Genomic DNA, 7,863 nt, shown 5'->3' on the forward strand with positions numbered 1-7,863 from the left:
GTATAGAAGATAATTCATCTTTGCAAGCGAAGAGTCACTGTGAATTTAGCGTGGGCAGAAAATCAAAAAGAAAGAAAGCTTAGCACAGAAAAGGTCAATCAGCGGCTTAAGCAAGTAATCAAGGGGTATCATTTCTCGACATTTGTGATTTGAAGCTCTTTATGCTCATACTTGATTACAGTCACCATACCAGGAGTAACTTCCATTGTAAGGGTATCTTTACCAATAGTGTTATGAGCTCCTTTAAAAGTAGAAATTTGAATTTACATAGCAATTTAGTAATAGTTTGAGTATTTCAGTCCTCATTAATTCACATTGTGAGAACCAAATACTTCCAATCTACTATTTTACTTGGTAGACAGATATAACATAGAGGAGCCTACAACTTTAATTAGTCTTGCTTTTTTATTTGTTGTTGCAAAATTTTTATTTGCTGTTGCATTTGTTCTAGTTGTTGTTGCATTTGCTGCTGCTGTAACTCTTGTTGTTGTTTCTCTTTTTGTGCTTGGATTGTATCAATTTTATCTTGTTCTAATGCCATAGCTTGCCCTATAAGACCTAATGTATCTCCTGTCACATTAAACCATTGTCCAATCAATTGTAGAATATCGGCTAGATTATTATTATTATTATTATTATTCCCGCCATTCCCATTATATGAAATCATTATAACCCCTTCTTTTTTGTAACTGTTTTATGTTATTCAAACAGGGCTTGGATGGCATCGAAAAAACTCTCTAATTCAATTTTTTATATACTTGTTCCACTAAACTCCCTTTAGTTTAAGGACATTCTTTCACAATACTTGTGATTATTTAATCATAAATGCCAATGCATTTTCATCATGGTCACGGACAATTTTTTTTATTCCAAGTATGAAGACCAATGCAAAATGGGGAAGGAGTGGTAAGGAATCCCAAACTATTGGAAACGTTCTCGTTACTAAAAAAGTGGAATAAGAAAATTTACATAAAATTAACCAAATGGGCAAGTTCCTACATTCCAATATGTGGTAAGGATAATAAAGTGCGATTGTGAAACAAAAAGCAATCGCTTTTTTACTGGTAGTGCTGGTTGTTCAAAAGCAGAAAGGAGATATATGAAAAATATAAAAAAATCAATAAAATTTATCGGAGTAATGATCTTCATATTACTCATCATAGCACTTTTTTTCCCTACATGGACTCAGGATATAAAAGCTGAGAACAGTATTAGTGTATTGGAACAAGTAGAAATAAACGGAAGTAAGCACGAAATTATGATACGCGGAAATGATAAGGATAATCCCGTTATTATTCTTGTACACGGAGGACCTGGAAATCCAGAAATACCGTATGTCACTAAATACCAAAACCTATTGGAAAAGGATTTTACGGTTGTTCAATACGACAAAAGAGCGAGTGGGAAATCCTATCATTTCTTTGAGGACTATTCTAATCTTTCATCAGACTTGTTGGTGGAAGACTTATTAGCAATGACAGATTACATATCAAAACGTCTAGGAAAAGAAAAGGTCATATTGGTGGGTCATTCTTTCGGAACTCATATTGCTCCCCAAGCTGCCTCTAAAGCACCTGAAAAATATGAAGCTTATATTGGCATTGGACAGATGAGCAATACAATAAAAAGCGAGATTGATGGTTTGATTTTCACGATTGAACAGGCTCAAAAAGCGGGAAATACGGAGGATGTTTATACTTACAGGGCTTAACTGAAAAAATCAAAAATGGCGAAATGTTTACTCCGCGAGATTATGTTGCAAAATATGGAGGGTATTCAAGACTTAATGAGAAACTTGGTGATGATAACATAAGCGTTTTATTCAGTAGTGAATAGAACTTATTAGATGTAATCCGTTATAATCGTGGAATTGGCTATTCTCAAAATATATTATTAAAAGATATATTTGAGAATCCAATATCTACTATTGTAACTAAACTTGAAATACCGACTTATTTTGTTATGGGAAAATACGACTATATGACTTCGTCTAATGCAGCGAAAAATTATTTTGATAAGATTGAAGCCAATCAAAAGGAATTTATTTCTTTTGACCAATCAGCTCATTTTCCGCAATTTGAAGAGAAGGGAAAATTTTACAAATGGATGTCTGATACATTTATAAAGTAATATATTTAAGTTAATTGTTAAAGGAACTAATGTAAAGAAATAGATTAATAATTTAGTTGCAGCAAGAAAAGAATCCTTAAAGTAACAGGATCACTTTGGTTTAATAGACATTAATAGGAAACGCTCTGTGCTTTTTTCGCTCGGAGCGTTTTTCTTTGCCATTTCCAATTTTCTATAACCTAACTCGCCCATCTGGTCTAGTTAAAGACGTTCCCATTGACATCTTTTTCAAAAAAATATATGGTTATCTTCGGTAATAGTTATCTATGGTAACTATTTTTATGTGGGAGGGGGTAGAAGGAATTGGAAGGTTTTTTTCAGCGTTATTTAAGTCTGTATAGATCACTTATAACCACATTGAATGAACTAATGAGTACTTATGAGCTTTCTTATTCTCTATGGCAAGTTATTTTTTACATTAAAACCAATGGGCCTTCGACACTTGTAGATATTGCAAATCATTATAATGTAGAAAAACCAACCATCACAAGGAGGGTTCATCGTTTGGAAGATCTGCAAATGGTGAAGCAAATTCCTGGTATGGATAGGCGAGAGAAAGTCATTCAGTTAACAGAATTAGGAGACGAGATTTACAAAGCATGTAGAAAAAAGATAACGGATTTAGAAAATAGTGTTATGGTTGGTATCGCTAATGAAGAGCAAATGATTACGTTTCAAACGCTTCCTAAAATCCAGGATAATATTATGAGAGGCGGGGGAAGCAAAAGTGAGTAAACCTAAATTATGGACAAAGGATTTTATCATTGTATCCAGCGTCAATTTTTTGTTAACGTTAGTCTTTTATTTGTTAATCGTGATTATCGGTGTTTATGCGGTAGATGAATATCATGCTTCTACAAGTCAGGCAGGTCTTGTTACAGGAATTTTTATTGTTGGGACATTAATTGGGCGTCTGTTTATTGGCCGCAGTATGGATTCAATTGGCCTTAAAAAAACGTTGTTCATTGGATTAATTCTCTTTATTTTTACAACATCACTATATTTTATCCATTTAGGTATTACCTTTCTGCTTATTACTCGTTTATTACATGGGATTACACTGGGGATCGCAAGCACTGCAACAGGAACAATTGTGGCTCAGATTATTCCAAAAAGACGTAGAGGAGAAGGTATCGGTTATTACAGTATGAGTTCTACATTATCTACCGCAATCGGACCGTTCATTGGACTATATATGAGCCAACATACAAGCACTCAAATTATTTTTAGTCTCTGCCTGGCTTTAGGTATCTTCAGTTTGATTACAGCCTTCTTTGTGTATGTACCGGCATCGGAAGGAACAGCAAAGACAACTGAAATAAAAGGAGTCAAACTCTCTCATTTTATTGAGCCAAAGGCAGTCCCGATTGCATTGATTACTTTAATAATCGGTTTCTGTTACTCTAGTGTTCTATCTTTTATTAATTTCTATGCAATTGAAATTGAACTGGTTCGTGCTGCAAGTTTCTTCTTTCTTGTGTATTCAATAGCAGTACTGATTTCACGGCCATTCACAGGCCGTTTAATGGACGTAAAAGGGGCAAACTATGTGATGTATCCGGCATTTGTCCTCTTTACTGCTGGGATGCTGCTTTTAGGTTCAGCCCACAACAGTATCACTTTATTAGTAGCGGGTTTACTTATTGGACTCGGATTTGGGAATATGCAGTCCTGCACACAGGCAATCGCAATTAAACTGACTCCTTCTCATCGTATGGGACTGGCAACGTCGACTTTCTTTATATTTCTTGATGCCGGGCTAGGATTCGGACCTTATTTGCTTGGATTCATCCTTCCATTTACGAGCTATAGTACACTTTATATGATTCTAGGAGTTGTAGTGTTGGTATCTTCTGGTCTTTACTTTTTTCTGCACGGGAAGAAAGAAAATGCTAGTATCAATGCTTTAACTTAATAATAAATAAGAAGGGACATCTTTTATAAGAGATGTTCCTTCTTTATATAAAAATTAGTAAGAGGAAATATTAGTAAATTGTCGAATAGTGCATATAGGAAAGTTATTGAAGAGAGATTAAAAAGAGTTAAAGAGAATGTAAAGGGGGGGAACACATTTATGATTCCAGCAAAAATAGAACCCACATCAATCACTGCTGCCATACGAGAAAAAAGTGAGGAATCCATCTTCGATTGGTTCGATCTGAATAAGCAATCGTTCTATACACTTGGCTGGTCTTATCTTGGCAATCAGCAGCAAATGGAAGAGCTTTTTTACCAGACCATTATAAAAGTCCATAAGGAATTGCCTCGCTTTAAAAGGGAAACATCATTCGAAACGTGGGTCACATCCATCTTCATACATATCTGCCGGAAGCTTTCTGAGGATAGAAGTTTACTAACTAGAGTGGAAACTGAAACACGTCAGGATATATTTAAAGCACTTGATCAATTAAAAGAGTATGAGAAAGATGCGATGGTCCTTACTTATGTAAAAGGAATCTCTAAGGAAGAGGGGGCACATCTTCTCCAAGTTTCAGTGGAAAAGATGAAAGAGCTTTTGTTTTCCGGAATTCAGTCACTAAGAAACGAAATGGGGGACGGATCTCTCTATAATGGCTGTAAAGAGTATCAAAAGGATTACATCGATTACTTAGAAAGAACCTTAGATCGTCCGAAAAAGATTGATTTAGAGAAACATATTTATCATTGTCAAGAATGTCAGGCGGATTTGGCTACCTTTCAGGATGTTATGTTAACCCTAGTAAATCTTACTGATAGAATGGAAGATTTGCATGTGCCATCTGATTTCATGGAGAACATTAAAGATAGGCTGGCAGTTAAGGAAAAGCATAGGCAACAGAAGAACAAGAAACGTATAAGAAAAGGATTTGTATTTTCAGGTATATTCGCAATATTAATAGGAATAGAATTTTTTACTGGAGCGTTTTCTAAAACCTACTATACATGGTCAGAAAAGGATCAGGAATTACGTGCCTTTCTTGAACAAGACCTGGGTGAAAGTCTGAACCTTGAAGCCGAAAGCAATGGGGTGAAAATCAAGATCAAGAGTGCGATTGCGGATGAGGTTCAGACGCTTGTTTTTTACGAAATCGAAGATACGAAAGAAGACAATCAATATGTTATGGATGCTTTTGATGGGGTTTTTGTGGAGAATGATTTTGAAATTATGAACACGGCAGCATATCCAAGGTACTATCCTCCTGACCTTGAGGCTGCTGTAAATAACGAAGAAAAGAACGTGTATCAAGGGAGGATAAGTCTGCAGCCACTTACAAGTGATAAAGGCACAATCAAACTGAAAATCACAAAACTTCATAAATTGATTCGTGATACCTCAGAAAAGAATGGTCTTGTAGCTTACGGTGGCATGGAAAGTGAAACAGGGAAGTGGAACTTCGAAATCCCTGTAACAAAACAGCCTTCCGTCGAATATGCCTTGGATGAAGAAACAATCGTCGAAGGTATCCCGGTTCGATTTGATAAACTAATCATTGCACCAACTGCGACGGTTTTGCAATATGGTATTAATATTGAACAGCGAGAGAAACGGTTAGACGTTATTAATTTTAATAATCTAGAAGTGAACAATAAAAAACTGAAAGCTGATAGTTATGGCAGTTCATTTTTAGAAACAACTTATGACGAAAACTGGATTCCTATGCAATCACACTTTGACCCACTTTTTGGAGAAAAGCCAAAAAATATTAACGTTCAATTCGAATCGACTTATTTTACTTTTGAAGAACTTAAAACCATCGAATTGGATGAAATACAGGAATATCCCCATACCTTTGAATATGCAGGCAGTACAATGTCTATCGACAAGGTGGAAGTGGGACAGCCGACGAAAGTTGTCATAAGTAATCATGAGAATCGTTCATATGAGTCGCTTAACTTCGAAGTTATCGGTGAGGATGAAAGTGAAATTGTATCAATGGAGATGGATTCAGAAGGAGTGCTCGTTGATAAACACGGGGTGGAGTACAATATGAATGAACCTATATCCTATGAAGAAATCGAGCAACCCCGTCATTTCATTACAGTTTTTAACACGAAGTTACACCCTAACACCGCTGGAGAAAAAGTAGTTCCTAAAAGGCTGGTGATTTATGGATATAATGCAATGAAATATTTGGATGATGTTGTAAAGATTTCGGTGGAATAAAACTCTTTACTATTATTCACATATTAGTATGAAAATTAATAGGATTAGAAATAGAGAACGAAAGAAAAATAGAGTAGCCCAAGCAGGACTACTCTATTTTTCTTTAGGAAAACCTATGTCTAACATGCAAAACTATTGAAAGTGAGAAAATCGACATAATATTATATTTTATAATAAACGGGTTCCCTTCCTCCAATTATTCCCATGATTTTTTCCGAGGCTTCTTTGAGTTTTTCTCCACAGAATATAATATGTTCTTCACTAATTTTTGAAGCAAAGCCGATGCAGGCAATAACCATTTTTATATCGCCATGAAGATCAAAGATAGGTGCGGCAACACCGAAAACATCCGATTAATGAGTTTCACAGGTGATGCCCATTCAGGTCCGGCAAAAGCAGGTATGTCCATTGTAGATTTAACAACGGGGATGTTTGCAGCTTATGGTATTTTAAGTGCATTATTCTCTGTACAAAAAACAGGAAAAGGACAATTTGTTGATGTAAGTTTGCTTGATGGACAAGTTGTATTGTTGAATCATCTGGCAACTGGATTTCTTGCAACAGGTAAGGCTGCTGGAAGAATGGGATCAGCTCATCCTTCGATTGTTCCATACCAATCGTTTAGAGCAAAAGATATGGATATCATTTTGGCAGTAGCCAATGATGGAAAAAGTGCTGCCAGGCTTTAGATTGGATTGATTTAATGGAAGATACTCGTTTTGAAACAAATGCAAAGCGAGTAGATCATCGTCAAGAACTTGTGAATATTATTTCTGAGAGACTGATTACGATGGAAAGCAAAGATGTTTTTGAAAAGATGGATAATGCTGGGGTCCCATGTGGTCCAATTCACACAATTGATCAAGTTATCAATCACCCTCAGGTTCGTGCAAGGGAAATGATGATTGAGATTGAACATCCTATTGTAAAGAATCTGAAAGTCCCTGGATTTCCAGTTAAATTATCGGAAACCCCGTCAAAAGTTCGGCGCCACCCACCATTGCTTGGAGAACATACAGACGAAGTCTTAGAGGAACTGGGTTACTCCAAAGAACAAATTCAAAACCTAAAAAGTGGGAATGTAATATAATCAAAGAAAGTGCCAAGTACCATCCGTGAATTTGGAAGGTGCCTGGCAGTTTTTTGTCTTAGAAAACCAAGATGATGGAAAATGTATTGCGTTTGTAAATACATTAGCATACAATGGCGATATTAATTATTTGAACGGATGCCAGAAAAAGCCTCCGCATAGCGATAAAATATGGAGGTGTAAGAGAATGAATAAACGATGGACGATTGGTAAAATTAAAGAATTTGTTGAGAACAATTCGGAAAGTAAGTTGCTAACTACGGAATATCACGGCTTTTCTCAAAAGTTACTATTTAAATGTGCGTGTGGCAGCAACTTTGAAAGAACATTAACGAAATTTAAAAATAATAACCAACGTAAATGTGACGTGTGCCAACCACCAAAAGAGGCAAGATAACGCATCGCGAATAAACGAAGTGCCGATTTCTATTAAAGAGAAGTGGGCACTATTTTTTATTTTTTTTTAAGGCTGTGTTAAAGGATACTGTTGATTTTAGAA

The 7,863-nt window shown here is 35.8% G+C and carries 6 protein-coding genes and 2 pseudogenes; 6 read left to right on the top strand and 2 right to left on the bottom strand.

Annotation, left to right across the window (positions count from 1 at the left end; genetic code table 11):
- Positions 1-128: 128 nt before the first annotated feature.
- Both CHI06_RS31055 and CHI06_RS09935 read right to left on the bottom strand, forming a co-directional pair.
- Entirely contained in the window at positions 129-263 is a 135-nt protein-coding gene (locus CHI06_RS31055) for a DUF3888 domain-containing protein (protein WP_095248400.1), read from the bottom strand.
- A gap of 128 nt (positions 264-391) precedes the next feature.
- Positions 392-667 carry a hypothetical protein gene (locus tag CHI06_RS09935; RefSeq protein WP_095248393.1) on the bottom strand — a complete coding sequence of 92 codons (276 nt, stop codon included), beginning with the start codon at positions 665-667 and terminating at the stop codon, positions 392-394.
- A gap of 432 nt (positions 668-1,099) precedes the next feature.
- Between CHI06_RS09935 and CHI06_RS09940 the strand changes: the two are divergent.
- The 6 genes and pseudogenes from CHI06_RS09940 (at position 1,100) to CHI06_RS09970 (ending at position 7,761) form a co-directional block, all read left to right on the top strand.
- Positions 1,100-2,130, top strand: a pseudogene (locus CHI06_RS09940) (alpha/beta fold hydrolase).
- 303 nt (positions 2,131-2,433) lie between these two features.
- Positions 2,434-2,865, top strand: a complete 432-nt coding sequence (locus CHI06_RS09945; RefSeq protein WP_095248394.1) for a MarR family winged helix-turn-helix transcriptional regulator — start codon at positions 2,434-2,436, stop codon at positions 2,863-2,865.
- On the top strand, positions 2,858-4,045 hold the full coding sequence (locus tag CHI06_RS09950; RefSeq protein WP_095248395.1) for an MFS transporter: 1,188 nt from the start codon (positions 2,858-2,860) through the stop codon (positions 4,043-4,045). The genes CHI06_RS09945 and CHI06_RS09950 overlap by 8 nt, the downstream gene beginning before the upstream one ends.
- Positions 4,046-4,204: 159 nt before the next feature.
- Entirely contained in the window at positions 4,205-6,274 is a 2,070-nt protein-coding gene (locus CHI06_RS09955) for a sigma-70 family RNA polymerase sigma factor (protein WP_095248396.1), read from the top strand.
- 401 nt (positions 6,275-6,675) lie between these two features.
- Positions 6,676-7,364 (top strand): annotated as a pseudogene (locus CHI06_RS30425) (CaiB/BaiF CoA transferase family protein).
- A gap of 187 nt (positions 7,365-7,551) precedes the next feature.
- Positions 7,552-7,761, top strand: coding sequence for a hypothetical protein (locus CHI06_RS09970; protein WP_095248399.1), 210 nt, complete (start codon positions 7,552-7,554; stop codon positions 7,759-7,761).
- Positions 7,762-7,863 lie beyond the last annotated feature (102 nt).

The organism is Bacillus sp. 7884-1 (assembly GCF_002272245.1).
Taxonomy (GTDB): Bacteria; Bacillota; Bacilli; order Bacillales; family Cytobacillaceae; genus Neobacillus.